We start from the raw sequence: 17,303 nt of genomic DNA on the forward strand, positions 1-17,303 counted from the left end.
AGGCGGCTTTTTTTGGGCTGAATTTACTGGTCTTCTATCAACAGCGCTTCCAGCAAATCGAGATCGTGCAGGAGCTTTTGCAGCGTTTCATTGCTGATTTGTCGAGTGGCGCGCAGATGGTAAAGCTCACCGCGCTCGGAACGCAGCGCCGCAAGGCGAAAGCGGCGCTCAAGACTCTCTTCCAGCATTGAGGATTCGACATCTTTACGCCCGTCTACCCGACGCCGCAGGTTACCAATAACCCGCGAACTCACTTCGGTGAGCAGCTGATTATCGATGTTTTCTTTGGTGTCTGCTGCCAGGCGTTCTTCCATTTTCTGAATCGCGACAATGGCCACGTCCGCCGTTGCGGCCCGCGCCAGGCGTTCTTCTTTGTGCTGCTGAGAATGGTCGGCGACCTCAATGTGTCGCAGCAGTATCGGCAGAATAACGACCCCAACAAACAGCGAGAACAAGATAACCCCCGCCGAGAGGAACACCAGCTCGTAGCGCGCCGGGAAGGTACTGCCATCCGGCAACCACAACGGAATGGAGAGCACACCGGCCAGCGTAATCGCCCCGCGCACGCCTGCAAATGAGGCGATAAGCAGCTCGCGCGTACTCCAGCTCCCAAACTCCATCGGTTTCTTTTTCAGGAAACGCAGGCTGAAACGCTGCATGGTCCACAGCCAGCCAAAACGCACCAGCATCAGCGCGGCATAAATCAGTAGAATATCGGCGAACAACATCCAGGTTTCGACGTTCGGATCGGCTTCTGCAGCCACCAGCGAGGTTTCGAGTATGCCTGGCAGCTGCAGGCCCAACAGCAGGAATACCATGCCGTTAAACACGAACTCCAGCATTGCCCAGGTACTGTTGGCACGCAGACGCATGGCCAGCGGCGCAGTACGCATCACGCCGGATCGGGTGATGGTCATCCCGGCGGCAACCGCTGCCAGAATGCCCGATACGCCGATGTGTTCGGCAATCAGGTAAGACGCGAACGGCAGCAGGAACAACAGCACAATTTGTGTCGCCGGTTCATCCCCACCCCAGCGGCTGAGGAAACGCAGCGAACGACCGTACGACCAGCTGACGATAAACCCGGCCAGGATACCGCCAGTCGCCACTTTGACAAACTCAAGCGCGGCCCCACCGACGGTGAACACCATCGTGCCCATCACCACCGCAACGGCGAATTTGAGCGACACCAGACCGGACGCATCGTTCATCAGCGCCTCGCCCTGCAAGATGCCCATGATTTTTTTCGGGATGCGCCCTTCGCCGACAATACCGGACAGCGCCACGGCATCGGTTGGCGACAACACCGCCGCCAGCGCAAACGCCGGGATCAGCGGAATACCTGGCACCACCCAATAAATCAGGAAGCCAATGCCGACCACCGTGACCAACACTAACGCCAGCGCAAGACCAAAAATCTCTCGCCCATGTTCCAGAAATTCACGCGTTGGCGTCTTCCAGCCGTCAGCAAACAGCAGCGGCGGAATGAACAAAACGAGGAACAGTTCCGGATCAAACTCGACGTGTAAGCCGAACGTCGGCCACGCCAGCATCGCGCCGATACCAATCTGCATCAGCGGGAGTGGAACCTGAAAAGGGAGGACGCGGGTGATGACCCCGGAAAGGGAGACCACAAGGGTCATGATCAGTATTGTGAAGAAAATTTCCATGCTATCCCTGTTTGCGATGTCTTATTACTTAACCTCAGATAATACGCTCTCAAGCTTATCGCAAAGAACGGCAGGATGTGCCCTAAAAAACAAAACGGGTGGCAAACGCCACCCGTTTTTTACTGCGCTGACCAGGCCTTAAATCGCCCAGCCGCCCGCATAGAAGGCCACCAGCGCCAGGGCGATAACCACGGTGCCGATGTTCAGCTTGCGCCATTCACCGGATACCACGCGGCCAATCACCAGCGTGGCGAAACCAATCATAATGCCGGTTACGATATTACAGGTCAGGACGATGAACACCGCAGTGATAAGCCCTGCCATCGCGTCGACGAAATCGCCGAAGTCGATTTTCGCGACGTTGCTCAGCATCAGCAAACCAACGTACATCAACGCTGGGGCAGTTGCGTAGGCAGGCACCAGATAAGAGAGCGGGGCCAGGAACAGGATCAGCAGGAACAATACGCCGACAGTGATGGCAGTCAGACCGGTTTTACCGCCAGCGGCAGTACCGGCTGCAGATTCGATGTAAACCGCAGCAGGCGCAGCACCCACCAGACCAGAGAATACGCTGCTCAGGGAGTCAGTGGTCAGCGCTTTGCCGCCGTTGATGATCTGCCCATCTTTATCCAGCAGGTTTGCCTGACCGGCGACTGCGCGGATGGTGCCCGTGGCGTCAAACACCGCAGTCATCACCAACGCCAGCACGCTTGGCAGAACAACAGGATTCAGCGCGCCCATAATATCGAGGCTGCCAATCAGCGAATTGCCGTGCTCGTCGCTGAGAGAAGGCATGGCGAAGATACCGGAGAAATGCACGGTCGGATCGAAAATCAGTCCGACAACGGACACGCCGACGATAGTCAGCAGAATACCGCCCGGCACCTTCAGTTTTTCCAGACCGATAATCACCGCCAGGCCAATAAGCGACATGATAACAGGGAAGCTGGCGAAGTGACCGAGCGTCACCGGCAGGCCGTCCAGCGGGTTTTTGATAACCAGACCCACGCCGTTCGCCGCGATCAGCAGCAGGAACAAGCCGATACCAATGCCGGTGCCATGCGCAACGCCCTGCGGCAGGTTGCGCAGGATCCAGCTACGAATGCCGGTGGCGGAAATGATAGTGAACAGTACCCCCATCAGGAACACCGCCCCCAGCGCCACAGGAATGCTGATGTGCTGGCCCAGCACCAGGCTAAAGGCGGTAAACGCGGTCAGCGAGATGGCGCAGCCAATCGCCAGCGGCAGGTTCGCCCACAGGCCCATGACCAGAGAACCGACACCCGCCACCAGACAGGTCGCCACGAAGACGGCCGTCGGTGGGAAGCCCGCTTTACCGAGCATGCCCGGTACGACGATAACGGAGTACACCATTGCCAGGAAGGTCGTTAAACCGGCAAGGATCTCCTGACGTACAGTGCTGCCACGAGCTGAAATTTTGAACCAGGCGTCCAAACCGCCGGTACGCGCTGAAGGCGTAGACATAGAAAACATCCCCTGAGAATTTTTATCATTCGTCCGTCCGCGTGATGGACAATCCAATGCCAGCTAAGCGTTATACACAACATCATTCAGATGCCATGTACTTTTCCCTGTGCGATATCGCGACTAAGGGGGGTCGCAAAAAAAGCAAACGATTAGCTTCACGCAAACAAAAACGGTATGCAATGTGACCTGCTCCTGACCTTCACGGCGGAACAGATTTTTGCCACATGGATTTCGGGTTGCATTGCGGCGGCAATTGCGCGAATTTCCAGGAGCATAGATAACTATGTGACTGGGGTGAGCAAAAGCAGCCAACAAAAATGCGCCCGAAAGACATCGGTAAAAAAAGGCAAACGATTATCTGGCTTTTATACTGCCCTTTTCAACTGATGTTTATGCCATTTCGCTATTTTTCCCTTATGACGGCGAAGAAATAGACAACGTGTGCGCAAACGATATCGTCCATGCGCAATCTTCTAACATTTTTGCGAACGTTTGTTTTCATTTCGCCGGGTCATCGGTTTTTGTGATGATGAATCAGCTGCCGGGAAAATCGAGTGGGCCGCCCTGTTGAATTGCTCTCTGCCAGGCGGGACGGTTTTCAACGCGTTTTGTCCACGCCGTCAGACTCGGCAGTGCGCCCTGCTCACCACGCGCCAGTAACGCCATCGCCGGATAGCTCATCTGAATATCCGCCATACTGAGCTGCTCCCCGGCAAACCACGTGTTTTGCGCCAGGTGCGCTTCAATAAACGCCGCATGAGTCGCCAGCTGTTTATTGAGATATCCCTTTTGCACGCCCTGCCCAAGCAGTTTGCCCACCGTTCTCAGACCAATCGGTACCGGCGGCTTGCCGAGACGCCCAAATATCAGTTTCATCAGCAGGAACGGCATCAGCGAGCCTTCCGCGTAATGCAGCCAGAAACGATACTGAACGCGATCCTGCGGACTCATGGGTTTAAGCGTTTGTCCGGGATCGTGCGTCTCCTGTAAATATTCCAGAATTGCGCCCGACTCAGCGAGGATCAGTCCGTCATCCTCCAGCACCGGAGATTTCCCCAGCGGATGCACTTTTTTCAACGCCTCAGGTGCCAGCATCGTCGGTTCGCGCTGGTAGCGCACTATCTGGTAGGGCAATTCCAGCTCTTCTAAGGCCCAAAGCACGCGCTGGGAGCGCGACAGATTAAGATGATGCACCGTCAGCATGGCGGTCTCCTGTGAGTTGTTCAAAATAACTATAGGAACTGTGGCGAAAGGTGGGAAAAAATTTGGCGAAATAATCGTCAATTCCGGTGGCAAGAATCGGGTTGCGGCTTACAATTAAAGTGTCAGTACAAACCGGAACCTCCAACCACTTTTGATCGACTGAGGCGTGCTGATGTCGGGGGAAACCCTCCTGTGAACCAACGGGATAGAGAGAAAGACAAAGACCGGAAAACAACTAAAGCGCCCAATTGTGGCGCTTTAGTTTTTTAGTCGTTATCGTCCGGGAAGTGCGCGCCAGGCCCCTTCTCGCCGAGCATATCGCCCGGGTTACGCAGCGGGCAGTCACGATGTGACAGGCAGCCGCAGCCGATGCAGCCATCAAGCTGATCGCGCAAAGCAACCAGCGTGTGGATACGGCTATCCAGTTCTTCGCGCCACTGTGACGACAGCTGTTTCCACGCCTTTGGGCTCAGGTTGTGCCCTTCCGGCAGCACGCCCAGCGCGTCGCTGATGGTCGCGAGCGGAATGCCTATTCGCTGGGCAATCTTGATAATCGCCACATAGCGCAGTACATCGCGACGATAGCGACGCTGGTTGCCATCGTTACGCGTACTCTCTATTAATCCTTTGCTTTCATAGAAATGCAGCGCCGATACGGCGACGCCACTACGCCTTGCCACTTCACCTGGCGTCAGCAGCGTTTTAATGCGGGGAGATTTCTTTTCCATAAAGCACTTTACCTCAAGTTAACTTGAGGAATTATACTCGCCCGCAGACAAATCGACGAACCGAAATTGTGAAAGAGAGGCTATTTATGTCCCATCACGACATCATAGAAACGCTGATTGAATGGATTGATGAGCATATTGATCAACCACTTAACATTGACGTGGTCGCCAGAAAATCGGGTTATTCAAAATGGTATTTGCAGCGGATGTTCCGCGCGGTGATGCACCAGACGTTGGGTGAATACATTCGCCAGCGGCGGTTACTGATGGCGGCAGAAGCGCTGCGCACGACACAGCGTCCGATTTTTGATATTGCGATGGATTTGGGTTACGTGTCGCAGCAGACCTTTTCGCGCGTCTTTCGCCGGGAGTTCGACCGCACCCCGAGCGACTATCGCCATCAAATCTCAGCGTGAGCTACCTGATGGCTCGCCCACTGCGTTGAGCCCTGCAGCCATTCAACAAACGCGTGCGGCGGCATGGCTTTCGCAATATGCCAGCCCTGACAGAACGGTACCCCACGCTTAAGAAGCCAGTTGATCTGCCCGGCGGTGTCGACGCCTTCCGCGATAATCTTCAGCCGCAGGCTTTGCGCCATCTCAATGATGTGTTCTGCAATCAAATGGCTGGTGCTATTGGTGGTGAGCGTGTCGACGAACGATTTATCGATTTTCAGGATATCGACGTTCTGCGAATAGTCAATATTGTATAAAAACCAAACTATCGTGTCGGTTTTCTATCTCACTGAAAAACCTAAAATCCCCATCAAAGACCGCGAAGAATATATTCCTCATGTCAATGCATAGCCCTGATACCGCGATTTCTCTGTATGTAAAATTTCACCATACCAGTGGCGAATAAAACAGCGAATGTGATATAGTTCACACAATCTCATGAAACACAAAACAGTGTTTCATTACATTGGTCGATGCCTGCCGATAGCCAGAGTGTGATGCCCCTGATGTGCAACGCCGCGCTATCTCTGGCTCCGTTTTCAGAGGGTACGTTTCATGATGTCTGTCACCACCGGCGTTGTTCTTCTCCGCTGGCCACTCACGAGCGCTGTGCTGATGTTTCTGGCGAGCACGTTAAAAATTCAGTTTCGTAAATCCGATTATGCCGGGCTGGCGGTTATTTGCAGCCTCTTTGGCGTTGCGGCCTCCTGCTGGTTCGCCACGGGTTTACTGGGGATTACCCTGGTCGACCTGACGCTGGTCTGGAATAACATTAAAGACGTGATGATGGAAGTGATGAGCCAGACACCGCCAGAATGGCCAATGATGATGACCTGAAAGGCTTCATCCGCAATCAACTCCTTTCTCAGGGCCAGTCATGCAAGTGACTGGCCCTTTTTGCATTCTGAGCGTCAATGGAAGTGAGAGAGTGAACCGGGTTTTATGTAACGCAACAACATGTGAACTGGCTTACATTTTTGACTTCCATCACACTTTATAGTGACATCTCGTTTTAGAGGGTACAGTTCATCATCATGGCTTCCATTAAAGATGTCGCAAAAAAAGCAGGAGTATCAACAGCTACCGTTTCAAGGGTGTTGAACAATCACCCCAGCGTGGTACCTGAAACACGTAAGGCAGTACGTGATGCGATGGATTACCTGTGTTATGTGCCCAGTAAAAGCGCGTTTCAACTGAGCGGCAAATGCTCCGGCCTGATCGCCGTTGTCCTGCCGAACCTGGTCAATCCGCATTTTTGCGAACTGCTGGCAACTTTTGAGGAAGAAGCACGATACATCGGCAAGACGGTGATCGTTAAAACACATCAGAACCAACCGCTGCAGGATAAACAAATTATTCATACCCTGATCGGGATGGGAATAGATAGCTTGCTGTGGGTACCCACGGAAGCGGAAGCTGAACTTGCGGAGTGGCTCGCGGCCACCCATATTCCAGTTGCTGTGGTGACACAGGTTTCCCGGTTTTTTAATTCGGTATCGGTTAATCAGAGTAAAGGCGCAGAAAGCATTGCCGAGCATTTTATCCAGACCGGACATACCGCATTAGGTTTTATTGCGCAAGAAGGTGTCGACAATCGAAAAGTGTCAGCATGGAGTAAAAAAATCATCGGTCACGGATTAGTACTTAATCCACAGAACCAATTCTGGATAGAAAAAGGCCAGGGTGAGAAAATATCAGGACATATCAGCACCCTGGACGATGTTATTGAGAAACTAGCCGTCCGGGAAACTGCATGCACGGGCCTGATGGTGTATAACGACGTCGCCGCCAGTTATATTATTGATGGGTTAAACAATAAGGGTATATCCGTTCCACAGGACATTTCGATCGTTAGTTTCGACAACACCTTATTGGCACAAACAAAAAAAATAACAAGTATCGCGCAGCCGATAAGTGATATTGCACATCTGGCATTCCAGATGGTCAGCAATAAAAATAATCAGGAAAGCATTGAAATGTATGAAATCGTCTCTCGCTTAATTATTCGTGAGAGCAGTATCAATATTAACATTACAACTCTGTAATCAGTCTATTTCCCGCTGAAATAGAATGTACCGGAGATAATGTACTCCCCTATTTTTACTACAGCATGGGTCGCCATATACCGTGCTTTGTAATTATGCCTGTTCAATATTGAGGGATATGTATGTCTACTACAGCCGCAAAAAAATACAGCGCTTATGAAAAATTGCGCCTGAAAGAAAAGATTGGCTACGGTATGGGTGATGCCGGTTCCTGTATGATTTGGAGCGTACTGGCGCTCTATTTGACCTGGTTTTATACCGACGTCTATGGCCTTGATCCCGCGATTGTCGGCACCCTATTTCTGGTGATCCGCGTTTTTGACGCCTTCAGCGATCCGGTTATGGGGGCGATTTGTGACCGGACCCGCACCCGCTGGGGTAAGTTCCGACCGTGGATATTATGGATGGCCGTGCCATTTGGCCTCGGCGCTGTCTTAATGTTCACTACGCCTGAGTTGAGCATGAATGGAAAAATAATTTATGCCTGGGCCACCTATTTAGTCATGTCATTGATTTATACAGCGATAAACATCCCCTATTGCTCGGTTGCAGGGGTCATTACGCTCAACCAGAAAGAACGCATGGGGTGCCTGTCATGGCGCTTCTTCCTCAACGGCCTGGCCACGCTGATTGTCTCTTCCTCGATTTTACCGTTAACCGAATGGCTGGGTGATGGCAACCGCGCATCCGGTTTCCAGTTAACGATGATGATCATGGGCGGCGCTGCCACCTTAATGTTCCTGTTCTGCTTCTCCAGTATTAAAGAGCGCGTGGTCTCAATTAAAGCCAATGACTCCTTAAGGAAGGATCTCAAAGACATTATTAAAAATGACCAATGGCTCCTGATGATCACTATTACCTTCCTGAACGTTTTTCCGGCATTCATTCGTGGGGCAGTGACCATTTATTATGCCACCTATGTGATGCAGGCTTCGGTAGGATTTATTACCTTCTTCATGGCCCTCGGTGTGGCCTGTAATATGTTGGGTAGTGTCATTGCTAAACCTCTGACCGATCGCTTTGATAAAATTAAATTATTCCGCGTTATTAATATCATTCTTGGCATCCTATCTTTCGCTCTGTGGTTTGTCGATCCGCATTCACTGACGCCGCTGCTGGCATTGTTTATTGTGATTAATATTCTGCACCTTATTCAGTCGGGCCCTATTTTGTGGGCAATGATGTCCGACGTCGACGATTACGGTGACTGGAAATTAGGCAAGCGTCTGACCGGCATTTCGTTTGCCGGTAATCTGTTCATGCTAAAAATGGGACTGGCAGTCGCCGGCGCTATTGTTGCGTGGATATTATCTTACACCGGTTATATTGCCAATAGACCACAACAAAATACGCAGACTACCCAGGGCATTATTATGATGTTTTCGTTATTTCCGATGGTGAGCTACTTCTTTAGTGCCTGGATAGTGCGCTATTTCAAACTGAATGATACCTTCCTCGAAAAAATAAAAGTCGCCCTCGCTAAACGCGAACTGCAAAACAGCGCTGCCCAGACTCAGGAGTATAAAGATGTCCCTGTCGTTTAACGTTAAGCAAGGCCAGCGTATTGATTTATGGCTGAAAGAAACCCAACCAGCCAGTGAGGCCTTATTTTCCATCCGCATGGAGAGTGAGGTAGTATTCAAAATCAAAACGGCCCCTGGTTATTATTCCTATTTTACCTGGACCGCCTGGCAGGATGGTAAGGCTTGTCTGGACTGGTTGCCAGAGTATAGCGAAATCTCGCTATGCTATAGCTGGCATCCGGATACACTCTCCGACAACGGAGTCAGTTTTATTGCCACTCAGGGCAACGCGCTTTGTTTGCTGAATAACCACGACATTGCCAACGGATATTTGCAGGATGCTTTACGCCCGGCGCTGCATTTTTCTCCACACACCGGTTGGATGAATGATCCCAATGGCCTGCATCGCAAAGGCGATGAGTGGCATCTGTTTTACCAGTATCATCCGCACAGTACCCAGTGGGGACCGATGCACTGGAACCACGCGGTGAGCAAAGACCTTTATCACTGGCGGCACTATCCGGTCTTTCTCCAGCCGGAGCAAAATCTGGCGGCGCTGGGAGCGACAGGCGGTGCCTTTTCCGGAAGCGCGTTTATTGATGCACAAGGGCAAACCCGTTTTTGGTATACCGAGCGGCTACCGGCATACGATTTATATCGTGGTTATCGCGAAATTCAGAAAGTGGCCGTGCCACTGGACAGTTACGACAAACCTGTGTCAGTGAAAACGGTGTTAACTGAGCTGCCTCCCGGTGTCGACTGCGATTTTCGCGATCCAAAAGTTTGGTATGAGGAGGCTGATGCCACCTTCTACATGATCCTCGGCGCCTCCGTAAATGGCGATCCGGCGATGCTGCTGTTCCACTCTGCGGACAGTGAACGCTGGGAATTTCACCATGTGCTGTACATGGCCCCCGCCTACTTCCGCGAAAACGGTGGTCGTTGCGTTGAATGCCCGGATTTTTTCTGTCTTGATGGCGTGTGGGTGCTAATCATTGGCATCGTGGGCTATACAGAGCCCACGACCGGCCGCCATAACTTGCTGTTCGCGCAAACCGGCGATTTTCACCACGGCTATTTCACCCCGTCAGCACAACCGCTGCAAATGCTGGATTTCGGCACCGATTTCTACGCCCTACAAACCTGGGGCGAAGAAGAGACGCGCACTGGCTTTGCCTGGTTGTATAACTGGGCAACGCAAAAAAACGTCGATTCCACTTACTGCGGCGAAATGTCTTTACCGCGTCGCTTTCATCTCAACGCGCAGCAACAGCTGTGTATGACCCCGGTTTTACCGCCTGAATCGTTGATGGTCAGTCAGGCCAGACTGACGGATAACGCCCTCTGGTCCAGCAAAGAAGGCAGTAAAGCCTGCGTGATCACTTTTACCCCTGCAGCCGCATTTTGTCTGACGCTGAGCGGAGACAGTGGCCAGGAGATTGTTCTCGAATATGACGGCACATTGCTGACATTACGGGAAAAAGGTCAGGATGATGGTCGTTACCATGCGCCGCTGACCCACGTAGAGGATGTCACGCTGTGCTTCGATGCCGGGATCATTGAGGTCTTCGCCAATGAGGGCAGCGTCTGCGGCACGCGACGATATTATTCGTGCAGTGCGCTGACGCAAATACAGCTCGCAGGTGCTCCGGCAATAGTCACTCATTATCGTGCCACTTATACACAGCCATAAACCGGTTTAATTTTAATTTCCAAGAAGGATTTAATACATGTCGAGTAATAATTATTATGATATCACTGAATGGAACACCGGTAATCCGTATGATGATATTGGTGAAGTGATTAATAGCATCATCACCGATATTAAGAACAGACAAACGAGCAACGATGTGAATGAAGGCGGTAAACCCGGCGCGGTAATTTATATTCCACCTGGCGATTATCATCTTCTGACTCAAGTCGTGATAGATATTAGCTATCTGAAAATTATGGGCTCCGGACATGGTTTCACCTCTTCAAGCATTCGCTTTAATACCTCCGAAAGTGATTGGGCAAACTGGCACGAATTATGGCCGGGTGGCAGCCGCATCCTGGTGGATATGTCACTTGAAGATGGCGCGGAAGAATCTGCCGGGGCGGCATTCTATATCGCACGCAGTGGAGACCCACGTATAAGCTCGGTCGAGTTTGCTGACTTCTGTATTGACGGTTTGCACTTTGTCGACAATGGCTCTGGAAGTCATGATCCGGAGAACAGCTACCTCAACGGTAAGACTGGAATTTACATTGCCAGCGCGCAAGACTCCTTCCGAATCAGCGGCATGGGGCTGGTCTATCTTGAACACGGAGTGACGATTTATAACGCTGACGCTCTGGCTATTCATAACAACTTCATCGCTGAATGTGGAAACTGTATAGAGTTACGCGAGTCCGGTCAGGCCTCAAAAATAACAGACAACTTGATAGGCGCGGGCTACAGAGGATATTCTGTTTACGCGGAAAACTTTGGTGGCCTGTTAATTACTGCCAACAATATCTTCCCGCGCGGAAAAAGCAGCGTTCATTTTACCAATGTGGTTCGCTCATCTATTAGTAGTAACCGTTTCCATTCATTTTACCCTGGCATGCTGATCATGGAAAATGGCTGCACTGAAAACCTGGTATCATCAAATCATTTATTCCGCGAGCGTGAACCGTGGGCGCCGATGCAGTCCTACAATAACGGGTTAGATGATTTATATGGTCTACTGTATATCAGTGGTGATAATAACTCTATCATTGCCAACCATATTTCCGAGACAATTGACACGCAATATATTACTCCGACTGGTGCGACACCGGTCATTATCCGAGTGGTCTCTGGCAAAGGAAACTATATATCTGGTAATCATATTGTTGCCACTACCGAGGCTTCCAAAGTACAGGAGGCAGCTGACGCCAGCGCGTGTTTCTCAACGCAAGTCAGCGCATTACTGGCGACCAACGGCCTTGAAGTGCTGACGGTGACCACCGTCCAGATAGAAGCGACCTCGCAGCAAAATACCGTGCTGGATTCAGGCACTGACGGCCAGGTTGTGATAGATAAAATGCTGAATGCCTTCAGAGCAACACCCACTCCCGGAATGGCGGCGGAGGGACAACGTTAATGCGTGGTCAGCACATTGCCTGCATTGGCGAACTGTTAATTGATTTTGTCTGTACCGACATTGGACTCGGCTTGAAACAGGGGGCCCGCTTCCTCAAAAAAGCGGGGGGTGCCCCCGCTAACGTTGCCGCTGCCATCAACCGTAGCGGCGGTCACGCGAAGCTGGCGGCGAAAGTCGGCCAGGATCCCTTTGGCGATTTTCTGCTTCACACGCTGGAATCGGAAGATATAGAACACGCTAGCGTGACGCGCAGCGCGACACCCACAACGCTGGCATTTGTTGGTTTGCAGGAAGACGGCGAACGCGATTTTACCTTTTGCCGTGGTGCCGATGGTGAGCTTGGCTGGCAGGATATCCCCTCTGATTTTCTTGACGATGTCGGAATCGTTCATTTTGGTGCTGCCACTGGCCTGCTGGACGGTGAACTCTATGCCACCTACCAGCGCCTTCTGTATGAAGCCAAACAGCGTGGTTTATTGGTCTCATTTGATCCCAACTACCGTGAAGGCTTGTGGGGGGGAAATCCGCAACAATTCATCACCCGCTGCACACCTTGGTTTCAGCAGGCGGATATCGTGAAAGTCAGTGAAGAGGAACTGCACTTCATTACCAGTGCAAAAACGAATACAGAGGGATGTAAGAGACTGCACGAGGCCGGTGTCAGCTATGTCACCGTTACCTGTGGTCAGCGGGGAACCTGGGTCAGTCATCAGTCAGGTATTCAACAGCTCATCCCCTCTGTTCCGGTTGATGCCATTGATTCAACCGGCGCGGGTGATGCGTTTATCGGCGCATTGCTAACGCAAATAGCCCAGTCAGATTGCAGGTTAGACGATGGGTCACAGTTCCTGGATGCCGTGCGCTGGGCCAATATCTGTGGCGCATTGACCTGCACCAAATTTGGTGCCATTGACGCTATCCCTGTCGCCCACGACGTTGATGCATATTTAAAAAATAGCGAACGCTAAATGACAAAAAGGCCCCTGAACGGGGCCTTCAAAGCATTCAAACGGTTATCGCACAGCGGGATATCAGAACGGAATATCGTCGTCGAAATCCATCGGCGGTTCGTTAGACGGAGCCGGTGCAGCGGCTGGCTGCTGCTGCGGACGAGACTGCGCGCCGCCGCTGAACTGATTGCCGCCGCCCTGTGGCTGCTGTGGTTGACCCCAGCTTCCACCTTGCTGCTGACCACCACCTGCTGGTGCGCCGCCGCCCTGACGGCCGCCGAGCATTTGCATGGTGCCGCCCACGTTAACAACCACTTCAGTGGTGTATTTTTCAGCACCGGCCTGATCGGTCCATTTGCGGGTACGCAGCTGGCCTTCGATGTAGACCTGAGAACCTTTACGCAGATATTCACCGGCCACTTCTGCCAGTTTGCCGAACAGCACTACGCGGTGCCATTCAGTCTGCTCTTTCATTTCGCCGGTCGCTTTATCACGCCAGGATTCAGAAGTAGCCAGCGTAATGTTGGCAACTGCACCACCACTCGGCATGTAGCGTACTTCCGGGTCCTGACCCAGATTACCGACGAGAATCACTTTGTTTACGCCTCTGCTGGCCATGATCGTGTCTCCTGAAAACATTTCTTAATAGTGTAAACGGGGGATTGTAGCATTACAAAGTGTCGATTTGATAGTTTGCGAGCCGTATTCCAGGATTCCGTTGTGGACAATTGTCGTTGCAGCGAAGCGCGGAAGCACGATTCCAGTACTGTATATTCATTCAGGTCAATCTGTGTCATAATTAGCCGTTTCCGCCGTTTGTCCTTCTAACAAACCAGGCATTCCGAGTCTCTACCGGGAAAGGTGAATGGATAAGATCGAAGTTCGGGGCGCCCGCACCCATAATCTCAAAAACATCAACCTCGTCATCCCTCGCGACAAACTGATTGTCGTGACCGGGCTTTCTGGGTCAGGTAAATCTTCGCTGGCGTTCGATACGCTGTATGCCGAAGGCCAACGGCGCTACGTTGAATCACTCTCCGCCTATGCGCGTCAGTTCCTGTCATTGATGGAAAAACCTGACGTTGACCACATCGAAGGGCTGTCGCCCGCGATTTCTATTGAACAGAAGTCAACGTCTCACAACCCGCGCTCGACCGTCGGGACCATCACTGAAATCCACGATTATCTGCGCCTGCTGTTTGCCCGCGTTGGCGAACCGCGCTGCCCGGATCACGATGTGCCGCTGGCGGCGCAGACCGTCAGTCAGATGGTCGATAACGTGCTGTCACAGCCTGAAGGCAAGCGCCTGATGCTGCTGGCACCGGTGATTAAAGAGCGTAAAGGCGAGCACACAAAGACCCTGGAAAACCTGGCGAGCCAGGGTTATATCCGCGCCCGTATTGACGGCGAAGTCTGCGACCTGTCCGATCCGCCGAAGCTTGAGCTGCAGAAGAAACACACCATCGAAGTCGTGATTGACCGCTTCAAAGTACGTGAAGATCTGGCCCAGCGCCTGGCCGAATCGTTTGAAACCGCGCTGGATCTCTCCGGTGGCACCGCGATCGTTTCAGACATGGACGATCCGAAAGCCGATGAACTGCTGTTCTCCGCCAACTTCGCCTGCCCGATTTGCGGCTACAGCATGCGTGAACTCGAACCGCGTCTGTTCTCGTTCAACAACCCGGCCGGTGCCTGTCCGACCTGTGACGGACTCGGCGTGCAGCAGTATTTCGACCCGGACCGCATCATCCAGAACCCAGAGCTTTCCCTTGCCGGGGGTGCAATCCGCGGTTGGGATCGCCGTAACTTCTACTATTTCCAGATGCTGCGCTCGCTGGCGGAGCATTATGAATTCGATATCGAAGCCCCGTGGGGCAGCCTGAACGCCAATGTGCACAAAGTGGTGCTGTACGGTTCAGGCAAAGAGTCGATTGAATTCAAATATATGAACGACCGGGGCGACACGTCCGTGCGCCGCCATCCGTTCGAAGGCGTGCTGCATAACATGGAGCGTCGCTACAAAGAGACTGAATCTAACGCGGTGCGCGAAGAGCTGGCGAAATTCATCAGCAACCGTCCGTGTACCAGCTGCGACGGCACCCGCCTGAATCGTGAAGCGCGCCATGTGTTTGTCGAAAACACCCCGCTGCCAACCATTTCAGACATGAGCATCGGCCATGCGATGGACTTCTTCCAGAACATGAAGCTGTCCGGGCAACGCGCCAAAATTGCGGAAAAAATACTGAAAGAGATTGGCGATCGCCTGAAGTTCCTGGTCAACGTTGGCCTGAACTATCTTTCCCTGTCCCGCTCGGCGGAAACGCTCTCCGGCGGTGAAGCCCAGCGTATTCGTCTGGCCAGCCAAATTGGTGCTGGTCTGGTGGGCGTGATGTACGTGCTTGATGAACCGTCAATCGGCCTGCATCAGCGCGACAACGAACGCCTGCTTGGCACCCTGATCCACCTGCGCAATCTCGGGAACACAGTGATTGTGGTGGAGCACGACGAAGACGCCATTCGCGCGGCTGACCACGTGATTGATATCGGCCCGGGCGCTGGCGTCCACGGCGGCGAAGTGGTGGCGGAAGGTACGCTGGAAGACATTATGGCGGTACCCGAATCGTTGACCGGCCAGTACATGAGCGGCAAACGCAAAATTGCAGTGCCGAATGATCGCGTTCCGGCCGACCCGTCAAAAGTGCTGAAACTGACCGGCGCACGCGGCAACAACCTGAAAGACGTCACGCTGACGGTGCCGGTTGGCCTGTTTACCTGCGTGACCGGCGTATCCGGTTCCGGTAAATCAACGCTGATTAACGACACGCTGTTCCCGATTGCACAGCGCCAGCTTAACGGCGCGACTATCGCTGAGCCTGCGCCGTATCGCGATGTCACGGGCCTCGAGCATTTTGATAAAGTTATCGATATCGACCAGAGCCCGATTGGCCGTACGCCGCGTTCTAACCCGGCGACATACACCGGCATCTTTACGCCAGTGCGTGAACTGTTCGCGGGCGTGCCGGAATCACGTGCGCGGGGTTATACCCCAGGGCGTTTCAGCTTTAACGTACGTGGAGGCCGCTGCGAAGCGTGTCAGGGCGATGGCGTTATCAAGGTGGAAATGCACTTCCTGCCGGATATCTACGTGCCGTGCGACCAATGCAAAGGCAAGCGCTATAACCGCGAAACGCTGGAGATTAAGTACAAAGGCAAGGCCATCCACGAAGTGCTGGATATGACCATTGAAGAAGCACGTGAGTTCTTTGATGCCGTTCCGGCGCTGGCGCGTAAGCTGCAAACGCTGATGGATGTTGGCCTGACGTACATTCGTCTCGGCCAGTCGGCGACGACGCTCTCCGGCGGTGAAGCTCAGCGCGTGAAGTTAGCGCGTGAGCTGTCCAAACGCGGTACCGGGCAGACGCTGTATATCCTCGATGAACCGACCACTGGCCTGCATTTTGCCGACATCCAGCAGCTGCTGGACGTGCTGCATAAGCTGCGCGATCAGGGTAATACCATCGTGGTTATCGAGCATAATCTGGACGTAATTAAAACCGCGGACTGGATTGTCGATCTCGGCCCAGAAGGCGGCAGCGGCGGCGGGGAAATTCTCGTCTCCGGCACGCCGGAAACGGTTGCAGAGTGCGAAGCCTCGCACACCGCACGCTTCCTTAAGCCGTTGCTGTAATCACTCTGAAAGATACTGCCTGACCTGGTCAGGCAGTAGCTCCATCGCCTGCTGATAAGACGCATCCACCAGATAGTAAATCTGCGAATCCGGCAGTGAACCGTCGAGATACACCGTGCTCCAGTGCGCTTTATTCAGATGCTGGCTGGGGCGCACATCGCTGTGCTGCTGGCGCAATAAATCTGCCAGCTCCGGACTGGTTTTTAGCGACGTCACCGGACGGCCCTCCACCTCTTTCACCATCGCGAACAACACATCAGACACTTTAATCTGCGTGGCCTTCCAGTCGCTATGAACGCTCTGTTCCGCGCCTGGCTTGTTCATGCAATATTGCAGCAACTCCGAAATGGTCATCTTTATTCACCCTGAAGGAACGCGAAATGAGTCTTTTCTTAGTGTGCAACAAGTCGGCGGAAAGGGGAAACGGTTCTGATTAAAAAAACAGC

At 52.7% G+C, this 17,303-nt stretch carries 14 protein-coding genes and 1 pseudogene; 8 read left to right on the forward strand and 7 right to left on the reverse strand.

Annotated features, from left to right (window positions below; genetic code table 11):
* Positions 1–23: 23 nt before the first annotated feature.
* The 4 genes from MUU47_RS04185 to soxR form a co-directional block, all read right to left on the reverse strand.
* On the reverse strand, positions 24–1,670 hold the full coding sequence (locus MUU47_RS04185; RefSeq protein ID WP_258986895.1) for a Na+/H+ antiporter: 1,647 nt from the start codon (positions 1,668–1,670) through the stop codon (positions 24–26).
* Positions 1,671–1,808: 138 nt separating this feature from the next.
* A complete protein-coding gene (locus MUU47_RS04190) occupies positions 1,809–3,155 on the reverse strand; it encodes an NCS2 family permease (RefSeq protein ID WP_258986896.1) in 1,347 nt (448 codons plus the stop codon).
* A gap of 537 nt (positions 3,156–3,692) precedes the next feature.
* Positions 3,693–4,361: a glutathione S-transferase family protein gene (locus MUU47_RS04195; protein WP_258986897.1), complete on the reverse strand. Its 669-nt coding sequence runs from the start codon at positions 4,359–4,361 to the stop codon at positions 3,693–3,695.
* A gap of 266 nt (positions 4,362–4,627) precedes the next feature.
* Entirely contained in the window at positions 4,628–5,089 is a 462-nt protein-coding gene (gene soxR, locus MUU47_RS04200; protein ID WP_258986898.1) for a redox-sensitive transcriptional activator SoxR, read from the reverse strand.
* Positions 5,090–5,175: 86 nt separating this feature from the next.
* Here soxR and soxS point away from each other — a divergent pair, with 86 nt between their 5' ends.
* Complete coding sequence (gene soxS, locus MUU47_RS04205; protein ID WP_159776658.1) at positions 5,176–5,505, forward strand: superoxide response transcriptional regulator SoxS; 330 nt, start codon at positions 5,176–5,178, stop codon at positions 5,503–5,505.
* Here soxS and MUU47_RS04210 read toward each other — a convergent pair.
* Positions 5,490–5,801 (reverse strand): annotated as a pseudogene (locus tag MUU47_RS04210) (EAL domain-containing protein); the annotation flags it as partial. The gene soxS and the pseudogene MUU47_RS04210 sit on opposite strands and share 16 nt — an antisense overlap.
* A 298-nt stretch (positions 5,802–6,099) precedes the next feature.
* Between MUU47_RS04210 and MUU47_RS04215 the strand changes: the two are divergent.
* The 6 genes from MUU47_RS04215 to MUU47_RS04240 all read left to right on the forward strand — a co-directional run bounded on the left by MUU47_RS04215 (position 6,100) and on the right by MUU47_RS04240 (position 13,187).
* Positions 6,100–6,381: a YjcB family protein gene (locus MUU47_RS04215; protein WP_258986899.1), complete on the forward strand. Its 282-nt coding sequence runs from the start codon at positions 6,100–6,102 to the stop codon at positions 6,379–6,381.
* A gap of 197 nt (positions 6,382–6,578) precedes the next feature.
* Positions 6,579–7,589, forward strand: a complete 1,011-nt coding sequence (locus tag MUU47_RS04220) for a LacI family DNA-binding transcriptional regulator (protein ID WP_258986901.1) — start codon at positions 6,579–6,581, stop codon at positions 7,587–7,589.
* 122 nt (positions 7,590–7,711) lie between these two features.
* Positions 7,712–9,133: a glycoside-pentoside-hexuronide (GPH):cation symporter gene (locus MUU47_RS04225; protein ID WP_258986902.1), complete on the forward strand. Its 1,422-nt coding sequence runs from the start codon at positions 7,712–7,714 to the stop codon at positions 9,131–9,133.
* Positions 9,117–10,805 (forward strand): glycoside hydrolase family 32 protein, encoded by a 1,689-nt coding sequence (locus MUU47_RS04230; protein ID WP_258986903.1) that lies wholly within the window; start codon positions 9,117–9,119, stop codon positions 10,803–10,805. Before MUU47_RS04225 ends, MUU47_RS04230 begins: the two co-directional genes overlap by 17 nt.
* Before the next feature lie 37 nt (positions 10,806–10,842).
* A complete protein-coding gene (locus MUU47_RS04235) occupies positions 10,843–12,219 on the forward strand; it encodes a NosD domain-containing protein (protein WP_258986904.1) in 1,377 nt (458 codons plus the stop codon).
* Positions 12,219–13,187: a carbohydrate kinase family protein gene (locus MUU47_RS04240; RefSeq protein WP_258986905.1), complete on the forward strand. Its 969-nt coding sequence runs from the start codon at positions 12,219–12,221 to the stop codon at positions 13,185–13,187. The genes MUU47_RS04235 and MUU47_RS04240 overlap by 1 nt, the downstream gene beginning before the upstream one ends.
* 63 nt (positions 13,188–13,250) lie before the next feature.
* Here MUU47_RS04240 and ssb1 read toward each other — a convergent pair whose 3' ends face one another.
* The gene (ssb1, locus tag MUU47_RS04245) at positions 13,251–13,787 is read right to left on the reverse strand and encodes a single-stranded DNA-binding protein SSB1 (protein WP_159759769.1); all 537 of its coding nucleotides are present in this window, start codon (positions 13,785–13,787) and stop codon (positions 13,251–13,253) included.
* 247 nt (positions 13,788–14,034) lie between these two features.
* On the opposite strand from ssb1, the gene uvrA reads away from it, so the two are divergent.
* Positions 14,035–16,857: an excinuclease ABC subunit UvrA gene (gene uvrA / locus MUU47_RS04250; protein WP_258986906.1), complete on the forward strand. Its 2,823-nt coding sequence runs from the start codon at positions 14,035–14,037 to the stop codon at positions 16,855–16,857.
* Here uvrA and MUU47_RS04255 read toward each other — a convergent pair whose 3' ends face one another.
* On the reverse strand, positions 16,858–17,211 hold the full coding sequence (locus MUU47_RS04255) for an MmcQ/YjbR family DNA-binding protein (RefSeq protein ID WP_258986907.1): 354 nt from the start codon (positions 17,209–17,211) through the stop codon (positions 16,858–16,860).
* Positions 17,212–17,303: the final 92 nt, after the last annotated feature.

It is taken from the genome of Scandinavium hiltneri (genome assembly GCF_024764835.1).
Taxonomy (GTDB): domain Bacteria; phylum Pseudomonadota; class Gammaproteobacteria; order Enterobacterales; family Enterobacteriaceae; genus Scandinavium; species Scandinavium hiltneri.